Consider the following 20968-nt stretch of genomic DNA (forward strand, 5'->3'; position numbering starts at 1 on the left):
CTTTTTAATGAGTGCATTACTACGTCATACATCTTCTGGTATTCCTTTATCTTTTATTCTTAAAAACGAATTATCTGACTGGCAAGCACAGCAGCCTGCATTTATACAAAATTGGTTAACTAATACAGGTTTCGAAAAGCAAGGTGTTGCTTTAATCCCTGATGCTAAAACGGGCGAGTTAAGCCAGGTATTTTGTTTAATGCAAAGTAGCGATGATTTTTGGGCTGCGGGTAATTTAGCAAATACACTTCCTACTGGTACTTATCAAATTCAAGGTGAGAGCGCTTTTGTAGAGCAAGTTGCTTTAGGGTTTGTGCTTGGTGGTTACGAATTTAGTGAATATAAAGAAAAACCAACAGCAAAAGCGCAATTAGCCATTAGCGATAAAGCGTTGTTTGAGCGTATTAGCCAACAAGCTGATGCTATTACACTTGCACGTGATTTAGTTAATACGCCAGCGGTAGATATGATGCCGCAACATTTATCGCAAGTAATGGAAGATTTAGCTGCAACTTACAATGGCGAATTTTCACAGTGGATTGGCGATGAGTTACTAGAGCAAAACTACCCGACTATTCACATGGTGGGTCGTGCAAGCGAAAATAAACCGCGTTTACTCGATTTAAAATGGGGTGCAACAGATGCTCCATTAATTACACTAGTAGGTAAGGGCGTATGTTTTGACTCAGGTGGACTTGATTTAAAACCAAGCTCTGGCATGCGTAACATGAAAAAGGACATGGGCGGTGCCGCGCATGTTATTGCTCTAGCACAGCTTATTATGGCAGCTAACTTACCAATTAGATTACGAGTGCTTGTACCCGCTGTTGAAAATGCGGTATCGCGTAACGCGTTTCGTCCAGGCGATGTTGTTAAAACACGCAAAGGCATTATGGTCGAAATTGATAATACAGACGCAGAAGGGCGCTTAGTATTGTGTGATGCATTAAGCGAAGCACAGAATGATAACCCTGAGCTAATTATTGATTTTGCTACCCTTACGGGGGCATGTCGTGTTGCCTTAGGCACGGAGCTTCCGGGCTTTTTCTCAACAGAGCGCGATGTAGCAAATGGTATTATTGATGCAGGTTTAAGCGTACATGACCCTGTTTGGCAACTTCCGTTGTTTGAGCAATACAAAAACTTACTAAAAAGTGATGTAGCCGATATGGCAAATTGCGCAAGTACACCGTTTGGTGGTGCTATTACTGCGGCGCTTTACTTAAAAGAATTTGTTGAGCCAACAACACCGTGGGTACACTTTGATGTAATGGCGTGGAACTTACGTGCATTACCAGGTCGTCCAACGGGTGGTGAAGCATTAGGTATTCGTGCTGTATTTAACTACTTACAAAATCGTTTTAATAAGTAAGTTTTTTAGTCAATAGTAAGAACTTGAGCTTATGAACTTTAAACCTCGTATAGCTCAAGTGGTAAATTGTCTGGATCGGCAAAAAAGGTAAACTTTTTGCCGGTTATTTCATCCACTCTAATATCCTCAACGTTTACTTCGCACGATTCTAAATACGTTTTTGCAATCTGTACATCAGCTACCTTAAAAGCTAAATGTCTTAGGCCTTGTGCTTCTGGATAGCTTGGTCTTACAGGTGCGCCATCAAACGAAAATAGCTCTATTTGACTGCCATCGGGCATGGCTAAATCTAATTTATATGAATTACGCTCTGCTCTAAAGTGCTCATTAATAACGTTAAGTTTAAGTACGTTGCTATAGAAGTGTTTAGAGCGTACGTAGTCACTGCAAATAATAGCAGCGTGATGAATACCTAAAAGTTTCAAATTTAATTCCTTAAAAAGCAAAAACGCACTTATAAAGTGCGTTTTATGTATAGCTTATTACATGTGTTTTTAGCTTGGCTCAGCTTCTTTACATGCTTTAACGGCCGGTGCTACAAGTTCTAAGCCTGTTTTATCACATGGCGGTAAAGCGGCATCGCTTACACTAATAGGCGTTACACGTTCGCCCCATTTTATGTAACTTGCAGCCCACGTAAGGCCTGCACCAAATGCAGCAGACATAATGTTTGAATGCGGTTTAATTAACCCTTGCTCAACCGCTTCACATAACGCAATAGCAATAGTCGCAGCAGAGGTATTACCATACTCACCAATGTTAACCATTACTTTTTCGTCAGGTACTTTTAAACGATGCTGAATAGCCTGAATAATGCGTAAGTTAGCTTGGTGTGGAACGAGTACATTAATGTCATCAAGGCTCAAATCGGCTTGTTTAAGTACATCGTCACACGCTTCACTCATACCTTTAACAGCACGTTTAAATATTTCACGACCTTCAAATAATAAATCAGATGGGCCAATTGGCTCATACTTATTTAAATCACTACCAAAGTTAGTGATGTGTAAAATATCGCGGTCTTCACTGTCACAACCTGTTTTGGTTGCCAGTAAACCAGCTGGTGTTTCTGCAGCTTCAAGTACGACTGCACCTGAACCATCGCCAAATAAAACAGCGCTATCGCGACGTGACCAGTTTACGTACCACGTCATGCGCTCTGCAGCTATTACTACTGCTTTTTTGATCATACCCGCTTGAATTTGTGCTGTAGCGGCTTGCAATGCATATAAAAAGCCAGAACATGCCGCGTTTGTATCCATTGCGGCAGCGCCGGTTGCACCAATATTTTTTTGCACTTGTGAGGCGGTATTTGCCACAACAGTAGAAGGTGTACAAGTGGCTAATATAACTAAATCAATATCTTTAGGGTCAACGCCTGCGCACGCAATAGCATGCTTAGCTGCAACGGTTGCCAGCTCGGCGGTACTTACATGGCTCACTCGGCGAGATTTAATGCCAGTACGCGTGGTTATCCACTCGTCGGTAGTATCAACTATTTCACTAATCTCATCGTTGCTAATGCTTGCTGGTGGAATGCATTTACCCCAACCAGTGATATGTGCGTAAGGCATAGTATGCTCTCTTAAGGTGGTCTGACATGTATTACTTATGAAGACGTTATATCAAAAAATGGCTTTCAAGACTAGTTTATGAGGTGTTTTGGCGTGTAATTACTGATAATTAAAAGAGAATTATATATAAGTTGATTTAAAAAAGAGCAAGCCTAAGTATAATCTTAGTGTTCAGGCTGATCGCTCTCCTTATAATAAAAATTAGTGGCTTGAGTGTTGGTATGCAAGCAGATAGTATTAATTCAATAAATTATTGTCGAAATGCTACCGTATTTTAGAGCGTCATGAGTTATAAAAACAGAGTCGATTTATAAACAATAGGGAAGGTTATGAGCAGCAAAATAAAAGTGTCGTTGTTTAATCATTTGATTGACGCTGAGCGCCAGTTACTAGACCCAGAAGTTCGCCAATCTGAGCGCGCATTAGATGCTTTACTCGATGATGAATTTATCGAAATTGCTGCCAACGGCACTACATTTAATAAATACCAAGTACTTACCCGCTTACCTACCGAGGTTGTGCCACAGTTTTATAATCAGCATTTTAAGGGCCGAATGCTGAGCGATGATGTAGTGCAACTTAGTTATCAAGCAGCTTATAGGCGCTCTGCTCGCAGTGAATTTAATTATTCATTGCGTATGTCGCTTTGGCGTAAGCAAGGTGAGCAATGGCAAATGGTGTTTCACCAAGGAACGCCTTGTGCTCCGTTTTCAATTTCGATGGATGATGATTAAAAACAATATAACCGTTAAAATAACCTTATTAAACATTTGATTGGGCAATTACCTCTTGTTAATGCGTACCGACCCCACCATTAGTCGACTATTAATGCTGCGAAGCGGCGCTATTGCGGTGCAATTAATCGCGGTGCTTAGCGTTTATTTTTTACTAGAACATCAAATTGCATTACTGCCTTTACTGATTGTTATTGCCGTTGAGGCTGTGTTTCAGCTTATTAGCCTGTTTGCCTATCGTAATGTAAGCCGCGCTAAACCTTTGGGTATGTTGATGCAGTTAACCGCTGATGTATTATTTTTAACGGTTTTGCTCTCTCTAAGCGGTGGTGCAACCAATGCATTTGTATCACTGTTATTGCTCCCAATAATGATCGCTGCTGTTACGCTGCGAGAAAAAGGATTAGCTTATATTGCAGTATTAGCCATTGCCGCATACAGTTTGCTACTGATTAAGATGCCCGAACACAGTATGCATCAAATGAATATGAGTGGTCACTTTATTGGCATGTGGGTCAATTTTGTTTTAAGTGCCAGCGTAATCGCACTTGTTATTGGCGCAATGAACAGGGCGCTTAAAGAGCGAGAGCGTATTATTGCAAACGTGCGTGAAAAACAATTACGTAACGAACAGCTTGTTACCTTAGATGGCGCTGCTGCACAAATAACCCATCAACTAGCGACTCCAATTGCAAATTTACAGTTACTTTTTGAAGAGTTATTAGAAGATCAACCAAACAACCCTATTGTTAAGCACATGCAAGCACCGCTTACTCAGTGCAGTACGCAACTTAACAGCTTTAGAAAACTCTCAGAGCAATTACGCCTTAAAAATTCGCAAGAGCATACAACGGTAAAGCAGCTGCAAACACAAATTACAGATACACTTTTACTGCAATACCCGGATCAGCACATTAAATGGATTACGCCACCAATTGCAGCAACGCTATTGAGTGATGCGATGTTATTGCCTGCTATTTTAAATTTATTGCAAAACGCCGCGCTCGCCAATCAAAAGCAAGGTCAAACTCAATTAGAGTTGAGTTGGCAGCAAGATAACTTACATAGCGAATGCGTTTACTTGTTAATTCGTGATTTTGGCCGTGGCTTTTCATCATCGCAGTTAGCAGAGCTGGGCGGGCAACTTATGCCAAGCGATCAAGGAATGGGGCTTGCTGTGCTTTTATCAAACGTTACTTTTGAGCGTTTAAATGGCTCACTTACCTTGTTTAACCATGCAGATGGCGGCGCTGTTGCCAAAGTGAAACTTGCTATTGTAAACACCGAGAAAACAGCCTCATGAAGTTACTTATAATTGAAGACGACATTAATTTAGCCAGCACACTGGCAAGGCGCTTAACTAAACAGGGCTTTACCTGCGAAGTGGCACATAACCAAAGTGATGCGTTACTTGTTGCGCGCAAATTATTACCTGACTTTGTTTTATTGGACATGAAACTAGGCGACGATAACGGACTTGCACTCATAAAGCCGCTGCGTAGTTTGCTCCCCCAAGCACATATTGTTTTACTAACCGGATTTGCAAGTATAGCAACCGCAGTAGAGGCAATGCGCTTAGGCGCAAACGACTACCTTACTAAGCCGGTTGATATGGCAACATTATTAAAAGCGCTTAACACCGAGCCTGTGGCATCGGCATCGAATGTTATTGATGATGCAGTTATGTCGCCAGAGCGCTTAGAGTGGGAGCATATTCAACAAGTATTGCACAGTAATAATGGCAATGTGTCGGTTACCGCAAGGCAACTTAATATGCACAGGCGCACGTTACAGCGCAAGTTACAAAAAAAGCCGGTGCAGCAGTAGTTTAGTACTTAATTTAAGGAAGGTGTTATGAGTAATGATGCAGCTACAATAATGCTTAATCAAAAAATTATATTATTTGATGCGCAATGTAAGCTTTGCAGCGCGTGGTGTAATTTTATTATTGCTCACGACACTAATACTATTTTTAAATTATGCAGCGTGCAATCTCCAAAAGGAGAGCGGTTGTTAACATACTTTGGTTTTTCAACAATTGAGTACGCTTCAATGGTACTTGTTGAAAATGGCAAAGTGCATACTCAAAGCCATGCTTTTTTTAACGTTGTTAAGCAGCTAGGTTACCCATATAAACTAGCAAACGTATTTAGTGTTTTCCCAAATAGGTTTAATAATTGGTTATACGATAGGGTTGCTTTAAACCGCTATACCTTATTTGGAAAATATCAGTACTGCAGAATTCCCAACCCAGATGATGCTAAACATTATTTATAAATTAGTGGTTAATACACTGCAGTATAAGTAGATGCTAGGTTTATGAGGTTGTGTTAAAATCGCCGCGTTTAATTTTAGCTAACGGTATAAAAGGCTTTTTTCATGGCAAACACAGCACATGCACTTCACATTTTGGTTAAGCACAAAGAAATTGCAGAAGATATTATTAAGCAATTAAGTAAAGGTGCAAAGTTTCAAACCTTAGCTAAAAAGTATTCGTCATGCCCGTCGGGCAAAAAAGGCGGAGACTTAGGTGAATTTGGACGCGGGCAAATGGTCCCACAGTTTGATAAAATTGCATTTAAAGGTGCAATTTTAGAGCCCCACCTAGTTAAAACAAAATTCGGCTGGCATGTAATTAAAGTACTTTATCGTACTTAGTTTACTTAAGCAGTTTGGCAAATTGACGCCGTATTGGGGAGCATCAATTTCATCACCCATTCTAAATTTTATACTTTGACGAATTGAGAATAATTAGAGTGGGTGCTATTTTTGTTTATTTATTCATAACTCTTAATTAACACACATATTTAAAGCTATAGAATGAGAACAGTAATTTCAATTTAACCCTAATTACGCAAAAGTCATATAGAACCAGTACAATCAAGCTCTAAAGTCAATGCTCAGTGAATCCAAGTAAAAGCCCCCGAAAGTAATCGGGTCAGTATCATTTAGCCTTTTTTCCATTGTATTATAGTCTCGACCAATAGCATATGTCTCTGGGGGGAATTGATTACTATAGCGCTCCGTTAACTCATTAAGCATAAATGAACCATTAAAGTGATCGGGTTGAAGATCTTCAAATGAAGAACTCCTAAGCTTAATCGCTTCGACAGTACTTGTATGTACTTGAGAAAAAGCGTCTACCAGCTTATCATTTTTCGCAATTTCTTCTTCTAGTTCTGACAACTTAAAGTCAGATAAATTCGAGTCTATGAGTTTCAAATTACCCTCTTTATCCAAAGATAAATCGAGTTTGCTTAAATCTAACTCTGGATTTTGAGCTGTTTGCATGTTCTTAAAAGCTGCAAACTCTTCTAAGCTAGTATTGAGTGAAGACTGGATTGTCGCCATTTCTTCATCCATTTTTAACGAATTCTCCAATGCATATTCATCAATATACCTCGATAATTCAGCAGAGATCCCTTTATCAATATTAAGCGATATTTTTTCTTGGCTAGGTGGTTGAGATCGCTCAGGCGTTACTGTTTTGAGAGATTTAACAAGCGCTTGTTGTTCAGTTCGACTTGATTGTGGGTAAGTTGAAATTTGATTGTTTCTATTAATTTCTACCATGATTTCAATCCTTGTATATAGTATTTATTTTACACATTACACTTAATCCTAAGTGCTGTAACTAATGGCTTAAATTTAAACTAAAGAAGATAATTTAACAAGCCTGGAATTTGGGGTGGTGTCTCTTAATGCTCTAAAACAGACGTAAAAAAGCTATCGTAAACTTCACGCAGTTGTTTGTTATAATCGCTCCAACCTTCTAAGTTTACTCTAAATTCTAAATTCCAAATTCGAATAAGCATACTCAGAGAGCGCATCAACCAAAAAATTAACAAGACATATATGGACGCTCCCTTGAAGTCAAGACGAGCTAATGTATAAACATCAAAATTGATGCCTTTATTTTATTATCATGTATCCCATTTCACAGTCATGATGCGTCACAAGCTTGCTGAAAAGCAAAGGTACTGACATATATTCGAGCTATGGTGTCATGATTGTCATGCGCCATGCTCCTAATGAGCTTCGTACCAAGGGACCTAAAAAATATTCACCCAAACGAGATTTAATCTCGTGTCTTTATCTGGTTAACCTTGGTTAGCGTGCGCTTTTTGTTTCATTATAAGTGAAGTACATACAGGATAAGCGTATGTTACGACTTAAGTGCCCAAACACCCACTCAGGTTTTAAAACCTATGTCTTCGACGGGCTGTCTTAAGTCGTAAACTCGGGTGTGATTGGTGTGTAAAATACGCATAATTAAGCATCCTTTTGTGTATTCTGCACAAACTGAGGTGAGTAGAGAGTTTGCTTGGTCAGCAATATCCACATCAGTCGCGCCAATCTGTGTGCGGTGGCGACTACCACACAATTAAAGTGTTTTTTCTCGCGAACTGGTTTATCCACTGGCTTAGCGCATCTGTTTTATGGTGGCTTCTGGCGATAAGGGCGCGAGCACCGTGAATAAGTTGTTTTCGTAGGTAACTGTTGCCGCGTTTAGTAATACCAGACATTTTACTTTTATCGCCTGATGCGTATTGTTTAGGTGTTAATCCTAGCCACACACCGAGTTCTTTTGCGCTCTTAAATGCCTGACCGTTCCCGATTGATGCTGCATAGGCTGAGGCATTGAGTACACCCACGCCAGGGATAGAGTGAAGTATTTTAGCGTTTGTATCCCGTTCAACGTGTGCAGTAAGCATCGCTTCAATAGCTTTAATGCGTTTAACAAGGGTTTTGTATTCGGTGTAAATATCACTCACCATTATGCGCAGCTGAGGGCGAAGCTCAGAATCACTTTCTAAGGCAATTATCCCTTGCTCAAACGCCTTAATACCGACAGGAAATACATACCCAAAATCGACCAATAAACCGCGTAACTGGTTGGTTGCAGCAATCCTGTTTTGCAGAAGTCGCTCACGTATCTTATGGAGCATGAGTATTTCTTGCTGAGCTTCGGTTTTAATAGGAACGAATTTAATATGAGGGCGTAAGCTTGCTTCATAGATAGCAAGTGCATCGTTACTGTCGTTTTTATTACCGCGAACAAAGGGGGTAACGTGTTGTGCAGGAATAAGGTCAACGGTATGACCGTAAGACGAAAATACTCTTCCCCAGTAGTGGGAAGAATAACAGGCTTCCATCACCACGCGGCACGGAGGGGTATTAGCTAAGAAGGCGTTGAGTTTAGCTCTGTTTAAGCGTTTATTGCATTCTCTTTTATGGTTAGAATTAAAGCCAGCGACTTGGAATACATTTTTTGCCAAATCAATTGATAATGTGCTAATTTTCATGAAGGACGTTCCCTTTTAACTGAGTGAGTTCAATTACCAGTTTGGCGCATTGACGCCGTTTTGGGGAGCGTCCATCTCATCACCCATCCTAAATTTTTGCGAAAAAGCCAACAAAAACATCATGAAGAGTACATTATTATAAATAATGAATCACGCAAAAAGCTGAGCTATGTAGACAAAATGAAAGTAAAAGTAGATAGCCCAATGGGGCGACGATAGCTGTTTATTAAAGAATGGCAAACGACTAGGCTGTATTGAACCGGCTTTCCTTCAAATAAAAAGCGGAACATTACAGTGAATAAAGGGATGAATAAATTGACCTTACGGGGTCAAACGAAAGTGAATGCCTTACTTCACGCTGCGGCAACTGTATTGTCTTGTTCATAATATAGAAAAACTGCAAAACACGATGCATTAAGAAGGGTAAGCCCTTTTAACCTAAATAAAAGCCACTCAACCACTCGTAACCACTTCCAAAACGCCAATTTAAACAACACCAAACACTTCTTTATATGCTGCGTAAAAATACAGTAATCGATTGAACCAAAATAGGAACTCAGCTATGGTTTGTTTATCAATAAAAACAAATTAAAAAACGAGTTAATCTACAGGCTCGTTATATTTTTCTTAGAGTGCGGAGTTAACATCCATGCTTTTATGCAATATCCGCACTATAAATATCTGGTTGTTCTTATATTCTTTGTAATAAATTACATGGCTAGCTTGCGGATATTTACTATAGCCTTCTCTAATGTAATCACAGTTAATGCCTAGCTCGGGATCAATCGATAATAAATGAAACGTATTATCTAATACTTTAAGGTAATCATTTCGCTGGGAAAGTCCCCACGTTATTTGAGTATATTTAGCTATTTTTATTAAGTCTGTTTTTGCTTTCGAAGATAATACAAACTTATCCATTAATGGTTATCTTTATCTAATTCAGTTAATAGGTTCTCATAGCTGTACTCGGCAACACCGCTTTGCTCACCTTGGATTAGCATATTACGTAAATTTAATAACTTAGCTTCTTGGTCTTCCAAAGCTCTTAATCCAGCTCTAATAATTTCACTTGCAGAGCCATAACGACCAGTGTTAAGTTGTTGGTTTATAAACTGATCGAAGTGATCGCCTAATGTTACGCTTGTATTTTTAGCCATAATATAAAACCTCATAAGTACCTAGATATAATATATTATGGTATAAAAAATATAACAAGTCACTTAAAAGGACAAATAACAATTGGTTTTGGTTTTTGCTCCTGCGTTGCTTATTTTAACCAACCACCTGTATCGAGAGTTGCGCCTTTGGCGGAGTGTGGGATTAGCAAATGCTTTTCAGCAGTGAGGACTGCATCACACGAACAATATTGATGAAGCGTACACAGAGAATTATGTAGGCCATAGGCGCTATCGTGGCCCTGAAGTGCTGGTATCGCTCCGATAAATATTAGATCTGACTGACGAGGTTAATAAATTAACGTGACACCCATCTTAATTGGGATAGCTTTGTTTGTTCAATTAAGGTGCCTGTCTTGCTTTTTCTTGTTATATAAATTAGCTGTTTATGTGCGTCGACACTCAAATAAGTTTATAGTAAGGTAATTATTGTTCGCTTGCCTATACGCAATAGAAAAGGCTGCAATGTGCAGCCTTTTGAAGTGTTAAACAACAATTTTACTCGCTAAGCGTCTTGCTTGGCTTCTTCTTCACTAATTTGTTTTAGTGCTTGAATGAATGAGTCGCTTGGTTGTCCGCCAGTAAGTGCATATTTATCGTTTATGATAAATGTAGGGACTGAAGTAATACCCATTTGTTTAAAGTTGTCTTGCTCTTGGCGTACGTCTTGTACGTATTTGTCTGAATGTAGAATACCGCGCGCAGTTTCTTTATCAAGACCTACTTTTTCAACAACGTCGAGCAGTGCTTCTTCTTGATTTAAGTATTTTAAATCTGTGAAATGCGCTTCAAAAAAGGCGAGTTTTAACTCGGTTTGCTTACCTTCTTCACGTGCCCACATTAATAAACGATGCAAATCAAAGCTGTTGATCATGATGCGTTTGCCATCAAAATTAAAGGTAAATCCAGCACGTTGACCTGCTTCGAACATGTTTTTACGATTTTCGTCGCCTTGCTCTTCACTTAAGTTGTACTTTTGCATTAAGTGTTCGTTTAAGTCTTGACCTTCAATTGGCATATCTGGATTTAGTTCAAAAGGATGCCATGTAATATCTGCGCTCATTTCGTCTTTAAGTTGCTCTAGTGCAGTTTCTAGGTTTTTATAACCCACTACACACCAAGGGCACATTACGTCTGAAACGATATCAATTTTAAAGTTTTTCATATTTATCCTTTTGAGGATTGCTTATAACTAAGTATAAAAAAGGATATTGGGACGAAGTATGCATTATCAATCCTCAAACTAAAAAGAGCAGCTAAACAGCTGCTCTTGAAGGTAATCAGTTTTAGGCGTTAAGCCCAAATGGGTCATCGATGCTGTGGCTAGGCTCTGTAAACCAATGAGGGCCGTTGTCGGTCATGTAAAAATGATCTTCTAAACGTACGCCAAATTCATCGGGTATAACTAACATTGGCTCGTTACTAAAGCACATGCCAGGGGCAAGTGGGGTTTTATCACCGCCAACTAAGTATGGCCATTCGTGAATATCTAGCCCAATACCGTGGCCCGTTCTATGTGGGCAACCCGGTGTTTGATACTGCGGCCCGAGCCCTTGCGCGGCTAAATAGTTACGTGCGCCAGCGTCTACGTCTTCGCAGGTAGCGCCAATTTTAGCGGCATTAAACGCAGCCATTTGCGCTGCTTTTTCATGATCCCAAAACATGCGTTGGCGCATTGTTGGTTCGCCAAATACATAAGTACGGGTTATATCCGATAGGTAATCGTGTACTTTACAGCCGGTATCAATTAATACCATATCGCCTTTTTTAAGTACTTGGGCGTCTTTAACACCATGCGGGAAAGACGTTGCTACACCAAATAAAACAATACAAAAATAGTTACCTGGCGCGCCTACTTTTTGGTGTGCTTGCTTTATAAAAGCTTCTACTTCGGTGGTGGTTATTCCCTCATAAAGCATGCTTGCTGTGGCTTGATGCACGGCTAAGGTCATATCCATAGCGCGCTGCATTAAGCTAAGCTCGTGAACTGATTTATGCATGCGGCAATGCGCCGTTACGGGTTGTGCATTTATGAGTGTTAAACCCGTTTGCGCTTTATTAATACCGTCGAATATAAAAAATTGCGCGCTTTCATCAATGCCAATGGTTGCGTTTTCATTAATGTTTAGTTTTTTTAGCACTTCTACAAAAAGTGCGTAAGGATTTTCGTGCTCTTGCCACCCATGGATAGGCCCATCTATTACTTTAAACCCGTTTAATGAGCCAATCTCAAAGTACGGCGCAATGTATTGCACGTCACCAAGGGCGGGTAATATTGCGCCAACCATACGCTCGCTCGCGTACCATTTCATGCCTGTAAAGTAGGTTAGGTTGGTACCAGCGTTTAAATAAATTGCATCTATGTTGTTTGCTAGCATATAAGCTTGCGCCTTGGCTATGCGCTCTAAATGTTCGTCAGCAGCAATAGGGGTTAGCGTTTGCGTCATATTACTTAAGCTTGCCAGCGCTTGCTCGCTTGATTGTGTACCTATACCTATGGTGGTCATGTTTTTCTCCTTGGTTTTTAGGCATTGTGCGCAATGTGAAAAGGGAATTCAATTTTATGAGATAACATGCACGCTAAGGTTTTTTTGCATAAGGCAGGCGCATTAATTTATTACTTGTGTGGTAGCTATCAAGCCCGGTTACAGCCACTGTTTCTATTGCTTGTAAATCTAAAAAGCCATCACTTTGTAGTGCTGCTTTATCTACATATACATCCATAATTTCGCCAATGACAAGCTCAGTACCATTGATGGCTAAATGTTGGTTTTCTACAAATTTAACCGAGTACTTTAAACGGCTTTCTTGTACAAAGGGCGCTGCAAAGTCGTTTAAGTACTCAGGTGTTAAACCTGTAGCGTCAAACTCAGACTCGTCTTTATCGTAACGGGCTGAAGTTTGATGAGCTTGCTTATAAATTGACTTATTCACTTGGTTTATGGTGTAAGTGCCCGTTTGTAAAATATTTTCAAACGTATGACGCGGCACACTGTGAGGGCGCATAATCATGGCGACTAACGGTGGGTTAGCACCCAAGTGAATAACGGAGCTGACAATAGATAGATTGGTATTGCCAAGTAAGTCTTGCGTACCAATTAAATTAGCGCTTTTAAAACCCGAAAGAGAATTAATTAAATGAGTACGGGTATGTTTTTCCAGTGCGTCTATTTGCGCTTTAGTAAAATGCATTAAAAGTCCTTACCACGGTATTGTAGAGCCTTGCCAATCTAAATAAGCAGGTTCACCGTCTAGTTTTAAATCAGGGTTATTGTTTGTTAATTCAAAAAGTTGCTTGGCTACAAATTCAGGGGTAAATAATTTGCCTTCAGGTACATTCTTTTGAAAGGGCTTTGAAAGTGCTGTATCGGTAGTGCCAGGGTGAAACAGAATGAGTTTGGTATTTTTAGCACGACGAGCAAGCTCTATAGCAGCGGTTTTAAATAGCATGTTAAGCGCCGCCTTAGATGCGCGGTAAGTATACCAACCACCTAATTTATTGTCGTTTATGCTGCCTACGCGCGCACTTAATGCAGTAATAGTACACTGCGTTTTGTGGGTTAACAGCGGCAAAATACTCTGCAAGCAAAGTAGGGGAGTTAGGGTGTTTGAATTTAGAAGTTGGCTAAAATACTCAGCGTCTAAATCCTCCATCTTTTTTTCAGGCATATGGGTTTCGTTGTGCAGTGTACCATTGAATATAATAACTTGTTGTATATCGGCATTTTGCTCTTTTAGGTAATTAGTAACGCGCGCTAAACTTTGTTTTGTGTAGTCAGTATGCAGGTGGACAACACTTGAGCCAGATTCAATACTTTTTGAACTAATACAAACGATCTGATGAGTAGGCGTGTTTATTTGTAGATGTTCTATATATGCATTTGCTATGGCACTGCTTGCGCCGAATAAAACAATAGTTTTCATTTATCACCTTTTGCTTTTAGTCCACATTGGCCATTACTGCACTGAGTATTTGGCATTAAAAAGCGACTGATGGGGTGCCGATACTTAGCAAATAATAGGTATCCGCAGTCAGCGAAAAAGCGAATTATTGGCAAGCGAAAAATTTTCAACCAGCCGTGTTTACCCACTATTTTCCATGCTTCGTAAGTTACATCAAGCCCATAAATCATTTCACCTGATTGCTTTTGAGCTTGAAGGTAGTTCATTGCTTTGTCTTTATCAATATACGGGTAGCGCTCGCTGAAGTCGCTCGCGTTAAGATCTTCAAGCGTAATTAAGTTTTTGTTATCAGCGTGTTTTAGTTGCTGCATTTCGGTGCTACAAAGAGGGTAGTTACCATCGTAAAAAATGATCATGTGAATACTTTGTGATTATTTTATATATACTTTTTTACGACAAGACATTGCAAATGGATCTATTAAATATCTCTTCATGATGATATTAATAGTGTCCTACGAAAAAATGGAGATTGATAAATGAGTGAACAATACGCCGCCTTGCGAGGTAATGTAAATTTACTAGGGCAACTACTAGGACAAACAATCAAAGATGCCCAAGGTCAAGCGATTTTAGATAAAGTGGAAGAAATTCGTGCTTTATCAAAATCATCTCGCAGTGGTAACGAAGACGACAGACAAGCGCTAATAGATGTTTTACATGCGCTTAGTGATGAAGAGCTTTTACCGGTTGCCCGTTCATTTAATCATTTTTTAAACCTTGCTAATGTAGCAGAGCAATTTCATACCGTTTCGCGTTTTAATGACGTTGGCCTTGGCCAACAAAACCCTCTCACTCAAACATTAAAAACGTTAGCTACAAAAGCAGAACAAGGCCAGTTAGACAGTAATCATTTGGCCGAAACACTCTCAAAACTCCACATAAACTTAGTATTGACTGCTCACCCAACCGAGGTTACGCGCCGTACTATTATTAACAAACACGTTGAACTAAGTGATTGCTTAGCGTCATTAGAGCGAAAAGATAACTTAGTGCAAGAGCGGGACAATATTTTAAATCGTATTGAACAACTGATTAGCCAAGCTTGGCATACCGACGATATTCGTCGCTCTCGCCCAACGCCAGTTGATGAAGCCAAATGGGGCTATGCAGTAATAGAAAATAGCCTGTGGCATGCGGTTCCGCGCTTTTTACGTGAATTTTCAGCGAATGTTAAAGACCAGTTGAGCTTAGAGTTACCAATAGATTACAGCCCAATTGAGTTTACATCGTGGATGGGTGGAGACCGTGATGGTAATCCGTTTGTAACATCGCAGGTAACAAAAGAAGTGCTTGATCATGGTCGTTGGATGGCACTTAACTTATACATTCAAGATTTAAAAACGTTGTGCGCTGAACTCTCTATGTCAGATGCCAGTGATGAGCTTGTTGACCTTGCAGGGCAAGAGTTTGAACCATATAGAGCAGTAATCAAAAAGCTTAAAAATCAGGTTGCAGAAACAGTGGCGCACTTAGGTGCTAAAATTAAAAATAAGCGCAGCGATTCACAAGATTTAATTACTAATATTAATCAGCTTAAGCACCCAGTTGAAGTGTGCTATCGCTCGTTATTAAAGTGTAATATGAAAGTAGTTGCGGATGGCTTATTACTTGATTTACTGCACCGTATAAATAGCTTTGGTTTGCGTTTAGCCAAACTTGATGTGCGCCAAGATTCATCTCGCCACGGCGATGTGTTTTCAGAACTGACTCGTTATTTAGGTTTAGGCGACTACAACCAATGGCAAGAGCAAGACAAACAAGCATTTTTACTTGCAGAGCTTAACTCGCGCAGACCGCTTATTCCAAAACATTGGCAACCAAGCCCTGATGTACAAGAAGTACTTGATACCTTTGATGTAATTGCCAAGCAAGACGAAGCAACATTTGGTTTGTATATTATTTCGATGGCACGAACAGCGTCAGACATTTTAGCAGTACAACTATTGCTAAAAGAAAGCGGCTGTAGCTTTGATTTACCAGTAGCACCGTTGTTTGAAACACTCGACGATTTAAACGCAGGCAGTGATGTAATTACCACATTGCTTGATAATGTTTGGTATCGCGGGCACATTAAAAACACCCAAAACGTAATGATTGGTTACTCTGATTCAGCTAAAGATGCTGGCATGATGGCAGCAGGTTGGGCGCAATACGAAGCAATGGATAAGCTAGTACAGCTTGCTGATGCACGTGGTATTGAGCTTGTTTTATTCCACGGACGTGGTGGTACAGTAGGACGTGGTGGTGCACCTGCGGCGCAAGCGCTGCATTCACAACCGCCAGGTTCGTTAAAAGGGGGTTTGCGTGTAACCGAACAGGGCGAGATGATCCGCTTTAAATTTGGTTTACCCGATGTAGCACTGCAAAGCTTAAATATTTACGCAGGCGCAGTTCTGCAAAGTAACTTACTACCGCCGCCGGAGCCAAAGCCAGAATGGCGCGAGGTAATGAAGCTAATAAGTGAAGAGTCGTGTGAGCACTACCGTAACGTAGTTCGTCACGATGAAAACTTTGTGCCTTACTTTAGAATGGCAACACCTGAGCTTGAACTGTCTAAGTTACCGCTTGGCTCGCGTCCTGCAAAACGTAATCCTAATGGTGGCGTTGAAAGCCTACGTGCTATTCCGTGGATTTTTGCGTGGAGCCAAAACCGTTTAATGCTTCCTGCATGGTTAGGTGCGTTAACTGGCTTAAAGGCTGCGCTTGATAAATACGGCGCCGCTACACTAAATGAAATGAGCTTACAGTGGCCGTTTTTTAGATCGCGCCTAGAAATGCTAGAAATGGTATTTAGTAAAGCCGATTGTTGGTTGAGTGAGCATTACGATAATGCGCTGGTGGAAGATATGTACAAACCATTGGGTGTAACGCTTCGTAAAGAGCTACAAGAAGCTATTAGCCTAGTGCAATCACTTAGCCCACAAAAAAGCTTACTAGCTGAACAGCCATGGATTAAGGAATCGATTAACTTACGTAACCCGTACACCGATCCACTTAACTTACTACAGGTTGAGCTTTTACGTCGTGCTCGCTCAGAGGAAAAACGCAACGAAGGTGACATTGATAATGCATTAATGATCACGATGACAGGTATTGCAGCAGGTATGCGTAATACCGGCTAACATGTTATTTTGTTAGGTATACCAATTAATTATTTTGTTGGGTATATCAGTTAAAATTAAAGGGAGCACGCGATGTGCTCCCTTTTTTTGCGTTTAATAACCTAGCAATTAGCGGCTTAACCTTTTAAACTACTTAGCCATTGAATAATTAAAAAATGTTATGGCTTCAGCAACTTTTACTGTACAGCAAGATACAGCACTTACAAATTATCACATCACATTAAACGTAGCGCAAACAGCGTCATTACGTAGTCAATTAAAATCACAACGTGGCATATTAAATTCTAATAATATTAAGCAGTTATGTGCACAACTCAATGTGTCTGATGATGCATTATTACAAGGTTTAGTACCTTTGGCTTCTGAGTATGCTGTTGCGCCGATATCAGATTTTCATGTAGGCGCAATTGTTAAAGCACTTGATGAAAACGATGAGGTAAACTTTTACTTTGGTGCAAATGTAGAATTTGATCATCAAGCATTGAGTTTAGTGGTTCATGCAGAGCAATCGGCTATAAATAACGCATGGTTAAACGGCGCCAAAAAAATAGTTAAAATAGCGATTAGCGATGCACCGTGTGGATATTGCCGCCAGTTTATGAACGAACTCGCTGATGCGAAAGAGTTTGATATTTTATTGCCAGAGCAACACTTTAAGTTGGCAGAATTACTGCCGTACTCGTTTGGGCCGACTGATTTAGGTAACGCGTTTAGCTTGTTTAATCCAGAGCCTCACCAGCAAGTATTTGCAAATGATCAACTAGATGAAAAACTAGCAAGTACAGCATTAAACGCATACGTACCCTATAGTAAAAACTTTAGTGCAGTAAAAATTAGTACATTTGAAAATGGCGATTTTTACGGAAGTTACGCAGAAAACGCAGCGTACAGCCCAAGCTTGTCGCCACTGCAAAGTGCACTTAGCCAATTATTTATCGCAGGGCTTAGCTTTGATGAGCAGACGGTAAAAGGTATTACACTTTTAGAAACCGCAGGCCATGAAAACCAAGCGGGTGTAGCACGTGCTGTACTTGCAAGTTTTAAAAATTTACCGGCAATAGAAGTAATTAGCGCTCAGCTAAAATAACCTCTTAAAAACAATAAAGCACAGGCAAAGCTGTGCTTTATTAAAATGCGCCATTCTATCGAATTAAATAACTCACTAACTGCGTTAAAAATTATTCATATAAGACAACTATACTTCATAATTTTTGCCTTGTTACTGAGCCATTTTCTTATCGTTATAATAGCCCATTAAGAATAGAATCCGTATTAATCAAGTAATACTTTAGCCGCTTCTAATACTACCGCTACAGATTTACGCTCAATTTCACCATGGTCAACATTTGGTATTTCTTGGCGAGTACGATTAACAAGTACGCCTGCTACACATGCTGCTTGTAAACCAAGGGCTGCACACATAGTGAATAATGTTGCTGATTCCATTTCGTAGTTCATCACGCCCAGTTTTTGCCACTCTTCGCAGCTACCTTGTAGTGATTTAGGAACGTAACCAGAATGCGTATCGTAACGCTCTTGTCCTGGATAAAATGTATCGCTTGATGCAGTAATACCAATATGAAAATCGATATTTAAGTTTTTACATGCTTGTACCATAGCTTGTGTTGCATAAAAGTCAGACACAGCAGGGTAGCTAAGAGGAGCAAAATGCTGGCTTGCACCGTCTAAACGTACAGACGCTTGGCTAATTAAAATTTCGCCTTCGTTGATATGTGGCTGAATCGCACCTGTTGTACCAATACGTAAAAATTTACGCACGCCAAGTTGTGCTAATTCTTCTACTGCAATCGACGTAGATGGACCACCAATACCCGTGGAACAAACAACCACCGAATGGCCGTTTAGTTGACCTAAGTAAACATGAAACTCACGAGTTTGAGCAAGGCAAGTTGGGTTGTCTAGGAATTGTGAAATGCGTGCAGCACGATCTGGATCGCCCGGTACAATCGCAAGTTTTGCACCTTTAAGATCGTCAATACATAGTCCTAAGTGAAATACCTTTTCCATAGCTAAGCCTTTTTATAATAAATTGTGTCAATCTAGCATCATTGCTAGAAACGTTTATCAAGTACAGGACGATTGTCCGTTTTACCTTAACTCCTCCAATTAAGTCTTAATAATTTTGAGGATTAATTTGATTTATTCATCAACTATGAATATTCAATCAAGTGCTTATACAAGTAGCCTTGTTGTGCTGTTGACATGTTCAAGCAGACATAATAAGTATCAACCAAGCGCGTAACTACAATTAAATAGTTTATGGTAAATGTTCATTAATATTAAATTAATTCAATGGCTTAAATTTGTATTAAGCACGTAAAAGATAGCGTGTTTATTTATATTAGGCACAGACTTATTTAGCAAAGTGGAATTTATTTGAAGTTTAGGCACTTTTGGTGATTTTGCATAACTAATCAAAAGTAATTAGCTACGTACAGAATAAAAATCGAAGGAGTTTATTATGAGCACACAATTTGAAGCATTTAAAAACAAAGTTGAGCACTGTTTGTGCGCACCTGGTGATGGCGTATACACAGTAAATACTGCAAAAGAGCGCAAAGCCGCACTGCGTAATAAACTTTATGGACAAACTGAAAACGTTGATAATTTGTGGCGCGAGTCTTTAAATGAATTACCAAATTCTCCACATAAAGCCGTTATGTTAGGTATTAGCTCAGACTGTGGCGGTGGTATTTTACGCGGAGCAAACTGGGGGCCACTGTTTGTGCGCTCAGCTTTAATTGATCAGCAACCGCAGTGTCACTCGTTTGATTTAGGCGATGTACGTGTAATCCCACATTTACTTCATGATAAATACCTAAATGATGCAACCATTTCTAATTGCCAAAAAGCCCTATACGGTAATGAAGATAACGACTACTACGTAAGCCCATTATCAATCACTGAGGATGTATGCGACAGTTTTTACGCAACATTTAAAGATAAAGGGATATTTGGTATTGGTGGCGATCACTCAATTAGTTACCCACTTACCAAAGCGTACTTAAAAGCAAAACGTGAGCAAGGTAAGCGTACCGCTATTATTCACTTTGACGCGCATACAGATTTACTTGTTGAGCGGCTAGGCATAGATTTATGTTTTGGCTCTTGGTGTACACATATTTTAGAGTTTTTACCGGCACCACATCATTTAATACAATTTGGTATACGCTCAAGTGGTAAGCCTAAAGCACACTGGGAAAGTACCTTTGGCGTTAAGCAACATTGGGCACATGAAATCATTGAGCGCGGCGCAGCAGCAGTTGCTGCCGACGCTATTGCACAGTTAAAAGCCGATAACGTTGATGAAGTATACGTAAGCTTTGATATTGATGCGCTTGATGCAGAGTTTGCATCTGCCACAGGTACGCCAGAACATAATGGTTTAACACCACAGCATGCGCTTGATATTTTATCAGCCATTGCGGATGAGTTTCCGATTACGGGTGCGGATATGATGGAAATAGCGCCATTTACCGACAGCTCTTTAGTGGGTCAATCAAGCTCTGAAACGACACTTAGAGAAGGCGCTAAAATTTCAGCCTTTTTAATTAGTGCGATGAACAAGTAAGCTGTATGAGCTATAAATACTAGCACTATCAGCGTATAAGTGTACATTGCATGACTAAAAACTAGCAGTTCATAAAGCCTCAGCTATATTTATTAAATACTTATAATGAGTTAGTTGAGGCCTTGCT

Annotated in this window: 20 protein-coding genes and 2 pseudogenes; 10 read left to right on the forward strand and 12 right to left on the reverse strand. The window is 39.9% G+C overall.

Features of this window, described 5'->3' with window-relative positions; genetic code table 11:
- Positions 1 to 7 precede the first annotated feature (7 nt).
- The gene (locus I6F53_RS02210; RefSeq protein ID WP_024605692.1) at positions 8 to 1372 is read left to right on the forward strand and encodes a leucyl aminopeptidase family protein; all 1365 of its coding nucleotides are present in this window, start codon (positions 8 to 10) and stop codon (positions 1370 to 1372) included.
- A 38-nt stretch (positions 1373 to 1410) separates the two neighbouring features.
- Here the strand turns inward: I6F53_RS02210 and gloA2 are convergent, their stop codons facing one another.
- Positions 1411 to 1797 (reverse strand): SMU1112c/YaeR family gloxylase I-like metalloprotein, encoded by a 387-nt coding sequence (gene gloA2, locus I6F53_RS02215; RefSeq protein WP_166421160.1) that lies wholly within the window; start codon positions 1795 to 1797, stop codon positions 1411 to 1413.
- A 69-nt stretch (positions 1798 to 1866) separates the two neighbouring features.
- The gene (locus I6F53_RS02220; protein ID WP_166421161.1) at positions 1867 to 2946 is read right to left on the reverse strand and encodes a ketoacyl-ACP synthase III; all 1080 of its coding nucleotides are present in this window, start codon (positions 2944 to 2946) and stop codon (positions 1867 to 1869) included.
- Positions 2947 to 3275: 329 nt separating this feature from the next.
- Here I6F53_RS02220 and I6F53_RS02225 point away from each other — a divergent pair, with 329 nt between their 5' ends.
- From I6F53_RS02225 to I6F53_RS02245, 5 genes are all read left to right on the forward strand, one after another.
- A complete protein-coding gene (locus I6F53_RS02225) occupies positions 3276 to 3680 on the forward strand; it encodes a nuclear transport factor 2 family protein (RefSeq protein ID WP_008171412.1) in 405 nt (134 codons plus the stop codon).
- A gap of 61 nt (positions 3681 to 3741) precedes the next feature.
- Positions 3742 to 4983, forward strand: coding sequence for a sensor histidine kinase (locus I6F53_RS02230; RefSeq protein WP_197238330.1), 1242 nt, complete (start codon positions 3742 to 3744; stop codon positions 4981 to 4983).
- A complete protein-coding gene (locus tag I6F53_RS02235) occupies positions 4980 to 5507 on the forward strand; it encodes a response regulator transcription factor (protein ID WP_166421164.1) in 528 nt (175 codons plus the stop codon). Before I6F53_RS02230 ends, I6F53_RS02235 begins: the two co-directional genes overlap by 4 nt.
- Before the next feature lie 27 nt (positions 5508 to 5534).
- Positions 5535 to 5957 carry a thiol-disulfide oxidoreductase DCC family protein gene (locus tag I6F53_RS02240; RefSeq protein ID WP_166421165.1) on the forward strand — a complete coding sequence of 141 codons (423 nt, stop codon included), beginning with the start codon at positions 5535 to 5537 and terminating at the stop codon, positions 5955 to 5957.
- 102 nt (positions 5958 to 6059) lie between these two features.
- Complete coding sequence (locus tag I6F53_RS02245; protein WP_166421166.1) at positions 6060 to 6338, forward strand: peptidylprolyl isomerase; 279 nt, start codon at positions 6060 to 6062, stop codon at positions 6336 to 6338.
- Positions 6339 to 6560: 222 nt separating this feature from the next.
- Here I6F53_RS02245 and I6F53_RS02250 read toward each other — a convergent pair whose 3' ends face one another.
- Both I6F53_RS02250 and I6F53_RS02255 read right to left on the reverse strand, forming a co-directional pair.
- Positions 6561 to 7253, reverse strand: coding sequence for a hypothetical protein (locus I6F53_RS02250; protein WP_166421167.1), 693 nt, complete (start codon positions 7251 to 7253; stop codon positions 6561 to 6563).
- A 699-nt stretch (positions 7254 to 7952) separates the two neighbouring features.
- Positions 7953 to 8986 (reverse strand): annotated as a pseudogene (locus I6F53_RS02255) (IS110 family transposase).
- A 96-nt stretch (positions 8987 to 9082) separates the two neighbouring features.
- Here I6F53_RS02255 and I6F53_RS20825 point away from each other — a divergent pair.
- Positions 9083 to 9404 (forward strand): annotated as a pseudogene (locus I6F53_RS20825) (hypothetical protein); the annotation flags it as partial.
- A 209-nt stretch (positions 9405 to 9613) separates the two neighbouring features.
- On the opposite strand, the gene I6F53_RS02260 reads toward I6F53_RS20825, so the two are convergent.
- The 7 genes from I6F53_RS02260 to I6F53_RS02290 form a co-directional block, all read right to left on the reverse strand.
- Positions 9614 to 9907 (reverse strand): type II toxin-antitoxin system RelE/ParE family toxin, encoded by a 294-nt coding sequence (locus tag I6F53_RS02260; protein ID WP_165724952.1) that lies wholly within the window; start codon positions 9905 to 9907, stop codon positions 9614 to 9616.
- Positions 9907 to 10146 (reverse strand): type II toxin-antitoxin system ParD family antitoxin, encoded by a 240-nt coding sequence (locus I6F53_RS02265; protein ID WP_166420011.1) that lies wholly within the window; start codon positions 10144 to 10146, stop codon positions 9907 to 9909. Before I6F53_RS02265 ends, I6F53_RS02260 begins: the two co-directional genes overlap by 1 nt.
- Before the next feature lie 523 nt (positions 10147 to 10669).
- Positions 10670 to 11329 carry a DsbA family oxidoreductase gene (locus I6F53_RS02270; RefSeq protein ID WP_008134379.1) on the reverse strand — a complete coding sequence of 220 codons (660 nt, stop codon included), beginning with the start codon at positions 11327 to 11329 and terminating at the stop codon, positions 10670 to 10672.
- A gap of 121 nt (positions 11330 to 11450) precedes the next feature.
- Positions 11451 to 12671, reverse strand: a complete 1221-nt coding sequence (locus I6F53_RS02275; protein WP_197238331.1) for a M24 family metallopeptidase — start codon at positions 12669 to 12671, stop codon at positions 11451 to 11453.
- Between the two features lie 73 nt (positions 12672 to 12744).
- Complete coding sequence (locus tag I6F53_RS02280; RefSeq protein ID WP_165728372.1) at positions 12745 to 13356, reverse strand: flavin reductase family protein; 612 nt, start codon at positions 13354 to 13356, stop codon at positions 12745 to 12747.
- Between the two features lie 9 nt (positions 13357 to 13365).
- The gene (locus I6F53_RS02285; protein WP_197209169.1) at positions 13366 to 14088 is read right to left on the reverse strand and encodes an SDR family NAD(P)-dependent oxidoreductase; all 723 of its coding nucleotides are present in this window, start codon (positions 14086 to 14088) and stop codon (positions 13366 to 13368) included.
- Positions 14085 to 14483, reverse strand: a complete 399-nt coding sequence (locus I6F53_RS02290; protein WP_197238332.1) for a thiol-disulfide oxidoreductase DCC family protein — start codon at positions 14481 to 14483, stop codon at positions 14085 to 14087. Before I6F53_RS02290 ends, I6F53_RS02285 begins: the two co-directional genes overlap by 4 nt.
- A gap of 120 nt (positions 14484 to 14603) precedes the next feature.
- Here I6F53_RS02290 and ppc point away from each other — a divergent pair, with 120 nt between their 5' ends.
- Together ppc and cdd are read left to right on the forward strand one after the other, a co-directional pair.
- On the forward strand, positions 14604 to 17249 hold the full coding sequence (gene ppc, locus I6F53_RS02295) for a phosphoenolpyruvate carboxylase (protein ID WP_197238333.1): 2646 nt from the start codon (positions 14604 to 14606) through the stop codon (positions 17247 to 17249).
- A 160-nt stretch (positions 17250 to 17409) separates the two neighbouring features.
- Positions 17410 to 18336, forward strand: a complete 927-nt coding sequence (cdd, locus tag I6F53_RS02300; protein ID WP_197238334.1) for a cytidine deaminase — start codon at positions 17410 to 17412, stop codon at positions 18334 to 18336.
- 185 nt (positions 18337 to 18521) lie between these two features.
- Here cdd and udp read toward each other — a convergent pair whose 3' ends face one another.
- Positions 18522 to 19277 (reverse strand): uridine phosphorylase, encoded by a 756-nt coding sequence (gene udp, locus I6F53_RS02305; protein ID WP_007582384.1) that lies wholly within the window; start codon positions 19275 to 19277, stop codon positions 18522 to 18524.
- 454 nt (positions 19278 to 19731) lie between these two features.
- Here udp and I6F53_RS02310 point away from each other — a divergent pair, with 454 nt between their 5' ends.
- Complete coding sequence (locus I6F53_RS02310; protein ID WP_007582386.1) at positions 19732 to 20841, forward strand: arginase family protein; 1110 nt, start codon at positions 19732 to 19734, stop codon at positions 20839 to 20841.
- Positions 20842 to 20968: the final 127 nt, after the last annotated feature.

Origin of the sequence: Pseudoalteromonas sp. SWN29, from assembly GCF_015864465.1 — a bacterium.
In the GTDB taxonomy this organism is placed as follows: domain Bacteria; phylum Pseudomonadota; class Gammaproteobacteria; order Enterobacterales; family Alteromonadaceae; genus Pseudoalteromonas.

What these genes read in the sequence shown, in the direction of transcription:
- I6F53_RS02285 (WP_197209169.1), bottom strand. Translation starts at nt 14,088, where the DNA reads ATGAAAACTATTGTTTTATTCGGCGCAAGCAGTGCCATAGCAAATGCA.
- I6F53_RS02280 (WP_165728372.1), bottom strand. Translation starts at nt 13,356, where the DNA reads ATGCATTTTACTAAAGCGCAAATAGACGCACTGGAAAAACATACCCGT.
- I6F53_RS02275 (WP_197238331.1), bottom strand. Translation starts at nt 12,671, where the DNA reads ATGACCACCATAGGTATAGGTACACAATCAAGCGAGCAAGCGCTGGCA.
- I6F53_RS02220 (WP_166421161.1), bottom strand. Translation starts at nt 2,946, where the DNA reads ATGCCTTACGCACATATCACTGGTTGGGGTAAATGCATTCCACCAGCA.
- I6F53_RS02210 (WP_024605692.1), top strand. Translation starts at nt 8, where the DNA reads ATGAGTGCATTACTACGTCATACATCTTCTGGTATTCCTTTATCTTTT.
- I6F53_RS02225 (WP_008171412.1), top strand. Translation starts at nt 3,276, where the DNA reads ATGAGCAGCAAAATAAAAGTGTCGTTGTTTAATCATTTGATTGACGCT.
- I6F53_RS02310 (WP_007582386.1), top strand. Translation starts at nt 19,732, where the DNA reads ATGAGCACACAATTTGAAGCATTTAAAAACAAAGTTGAGCACTGTTTG.
- I6F53_RS02290 (WP_197238332.1), bottom strand. Translation starts at nt 14,483, where the DNA reads ATGATCATTTTTTACGATGGTAACTACCCTCTTTGTAGCACCGAAATG.
- I6F53_RS02260 (WP_165724952.1), bottom strand. Translation starts at nt 9,907, where the DNA reads ATGGATAAGTTTGTATTATCTTCGAAAGCAAAAACAGACTTAATAAAA.
- I6F53_RS02250 (WP_166421167.1), bottom strand. Translation starts at nt 7,253, where the DNA reads ATGGTAGAAATTAATAGAAACAATCAAATTTCAACTTACCCACAATCA.
- I6F53_RS02270 (WP_008134379.1), bottom strand. Translation starts at nt 11,329, where the DNA reads ATGAAAAACTTTAAAATTGATATCGTTTCAGACGTAATGTGCCCTTGG.
- I6F53_RS02230 (WP_197238330.1), top strand. Translation starts at nt 3,742, where the DNA reads ATGCGTACCGACCCCACCATTAGTCGACTATTAATGCTGCGAAGCGGC.
- udp (WP_007582384.1), bottom strand. Translation starts at nt 19,277, where the DNA reads ATGGAAAAGGTATTTCACTTAGGACTATGTATTGACGATCTTAAAGGT.
- ppc (WP_197238333.1), top strand. Translation starts at nt 14,604, where the DNA reads ATGAGTGAACAATACGCCGCCTTGCGAGGTAATGTAAATTTACTAGGG.
- I6F53_RS02240 (WP_166421165.1), top strand. Translation starts at nt 5,535, where the DNA reads ATGAGTAATGATGCAGCTACAATAATGCTTAATCAAAAAATTATATTA.
- cdd (WP_197238334.1), top strand. Translation starts at nt 17,410, where the DNA reads ATGGCTTCAGCAACTTTTACTGTACAGCAAGATACAGCACTTACAAAT.
- I6F53_RS02265 (WP_166420011.1), bottom strand. Translation starts at nt 10,146, where the DNA reads ATGGCTAAAAATACAAGCGTAACATTAGGCGATCACTTCGATCAGTTT.
- I6F53_RS02245 (WP_166421166.1), top strand. Translation starts at nt 6,060, where the DNA reads ATGGCAAACACAGCACATGCACTTCACATTTTGGTTAAGCACAAAGAA.
- I6F53_RS02235 (WP_166421164.1), top strand. Translation starts at nt 4,980, where the DNA reads ATGAAGTTACTTATAATTGAAGACGACATTAATTTAGCCAGCACACTG.